This window comes from Arenimonas sp. (assembly GCF_019459675.1).
Classification (GTDB): Bacteria; Pseudomonadota; Gammaproteobacteria; order Xanthomonadales; family Xanthomonadaceae; genus Arenimonas.
In genome coordinates this window covers 1-2,517 of record NZ_JAIBFH010000418.1, presented here as the reverse complement: position 1 = coordinate 2,517, position 2,517 = coordinate 1, and the positions used below count along the sequence as shown (strand labels likewise).

At 72.7% G+C, this 2,517-nt stretch carries 2 protein-coding genes; both read left to right on the top strand.

Annotated elements, in window-relative coordinates:
* Positions 1-1,907, top strand: a 1,907-nt coding sequence (locus tag K0M70_RS13830) for a tetratricopeptide repeat protein (protein WP_290782894.1), incomplete at its 5' end; no start/stop codon positions are given.
* Between the two features lie 64 nt (positions 1,908-1,971).
* A complete protein-coding gene (locus K0M70_RS13825) occupies positions 1,972-2,445 on the top strand; it encodes a hypothetical protein (protein WP_290782892.1) in 474 nt (157 codons plus the stop codon).
* Positions 2,446-2,517: the final 72 nt, after the last annotated feature.

The window sequence follows — 2,517 nt, the reverse complement described above, 5'->3', positions numbered from 1 at the left end:
TGATGGCCTTCCCGGGCGACCCGGTCTGCAGCGAGCGCGCGCTGGAGATGCTGGTCGGCGAACGCCGCAACGGCGAGGCCCTGGCCCTGTTGCGCCAAACCCGCCATGGCCCCGGCGACCCGCGCGCACTGGTGTGCTCGGCCGTGGACAAGCACCTGGCCGGGGACTACGCCGGTGCCGCCGCGGCCTGCCGCGAGGCGCTGGCGCTGGCGCCGGCCCACGCCCCGGCCCACAACCACCTGGCGCGCGCCCTGCACAACCTGGGCCAGCTGGGCGCCGCGCAGGTGGAGTTCCAGCGCGCGGTGCATGCTGATCCGCGCTACCCGGAGGCCTGGCACAACCTGGGCCATTCGCTGCGGGCCGCGAACCAGCTCGAGCGCGCCTGCGAAGCGCTGGAACAGGCGCTGGCGATCTCCCCGGGCTACCGCTCGGCGCGGCTGAACCTGGGCATCACGCTGTATGCCCTGGGACAGCCCGTTCGCGCACTGGAGTGCTTCGAGGCCCTGCTGGCCCGCAACCGCGACGACGTCGAAGCCATGGTCAACGCGGGGCTTTGCCTGCAGCAGACCGGCAAACTCGGCCAGGCGCGCCAGCGGCTGGAGCGTGCGCTCGAGCTGGTGCCCGATCACCAGTGGGTGCAGTACTACCTGGGCGTGCTGCTGCACCAGCAGGGCGAGCTGGCGGGCGCCCGTGCGTCGCTGGAGCAGGCGCTGCGCGTGCGTGGCGACGATGCGGACGCGTGGGCGGCGCTGTGCGCGGTGCACGCCGACGCCGGCAACGAGGCCGCGGCGCAGTCGGTGCTGGCCCAGGGCCTGGCCATCTCACCCCAGCACCCGGGGCTGAACATCGAAGCGGCAAGGCGCGAGCGCCACCGCGGCGACGGCCTGGGCGCCGAGGCCCGGCTTCGCCGCATCGACGCCGCAGGGCTGCCGCCGCAGGTGCGCGAACGCTACTTCAACGAGTTGGGCCACGTGCTTGACCGCAACGCCCGCCACGACGCCGCATGGGAGGCCTTCGTGCAAAGCAACGCGCTGGCCGCCGAGGCCAGCCGCTGGCGCGGCAGCCAGCCAGAGCTGGTTTTCAACGACCTGCACGACATCGAAGCCTGGCTTGACGCCGGCGCGCCCGGGCTGGACGGCGTGGATGACGGCGACGGCGACCAGGGCGCCGACCTGTGCTTCGTGGTCGGCTTCCCGCGCTCGGAACACCCGCAGTTCGAGCAGCTGATGGCCGCGCATCCGGGCGTGTCGCTGCTGCGCGGACGCAACACCGTTGAAATGCTGGTGTCCACGCTCAAGGGCCTGCCCGGCGGCTATCCCGCGTCGGTCGCGCGACTGGACCGCAGCGACCGCCTGGCGCTGCGCCGCATGTACCGGCTGGCGCTGGCCCGCGAGGGTGCCGTGGCCGGACGGACCGTGATCGACCAAGCGCCCCTGCGGCTGGTGCACGCCGGCCTGGTGCAGGCGCTTTTCCCCCGGGCCAGGCTGCTGCTGTTGCTGCGTCATCCCTGCGACGCCGTGCTGGACAACTTCATGCACTCGCCCGGCGATGACGCCGCCAATTTCCACACCCTGGCGGGCACGGTGCGCCTGTACGACGCCGCGATGGCGCTCTGGAGCAAGCTGCTGCCGCGCCTGACGCTGCCGGTGGCCGAGCTGCGCCGCGAGGACGTGGCCAACGATCCGCGCACGGCGCTGGCGCGGGCGTGCCGCTTCATCGGCGTTGACCCGGACCCGGCGCTGCTGGATGCCGCCCTGGCCGACGCGCCCGCCAACGCCACACTGCGTGGCCCGGCCTTTGCGACGCGCCGCACCGTGCAGAACTGGGAGCGCTACCGCACGGCGCTGCAGCCGTTCCTGCCCACGCTGGGCGAGCATGCCATCCGCATGGGCTACGACTTCACCTGAGCCGGATTGACGCTTCGCGAGCGCGGCACCTACGATGGGGCCTGCCTTCGTACCGGACGTCATCATGCCTTTGCGCCACAACTGTATTCGCCTGCTCGCCGTCGCCCTCGTCCTTCTCAGCTCCGCGGCCCAGGCCAAGCGCGAAGACGCGGCGCGCCTGGACCTTCCCGCCAACGCCACCCTGACCCACCTCGCCCAACAGCGCGAACAGATCGAAGTCGCCATCAAGGACGCCGACGCCTACGGCGAACTGCGCGCCTCGGACCGCAAGCAGATGCGCGCATCCCTCGACAGCATCGCCGGCCAGATCGAAGCCGCGGGCTCGCTGGGTGAACTGGCGGAAGGGGATCGCAAGGCGCTGATGGCCCAGCAGGACGCGGTGAATTCGGTGCTGGAAACCGCCTACGGCGACAGCCGCATCGTCTGCAAGCGCGAGAAGGAAATCGGCAGCAACTTCCGCCGGTCGGTCTGCATGAGCGTGGCGCAGCGCCGCCGCATGTCCGGGCAGGCGCAGCAGTTCAGCCAGCCGCAGTCCTGACCGCCCCAGGCCGTGGGGGGGGGGGGGGGGGGGGGGGGGGGGGGGGGGGGGGGGGGGGGGGGGGGGGGGGGG

Coding starts and splice junctions, on each gene's coding strand:
- K0M70_RS13825 (WP_290782892.1), top strand. CDS start 1,972: ATGCCTTTGCGCCACAACTGTATTCGCCTGCTCGCCGTCGCCCTCGTC.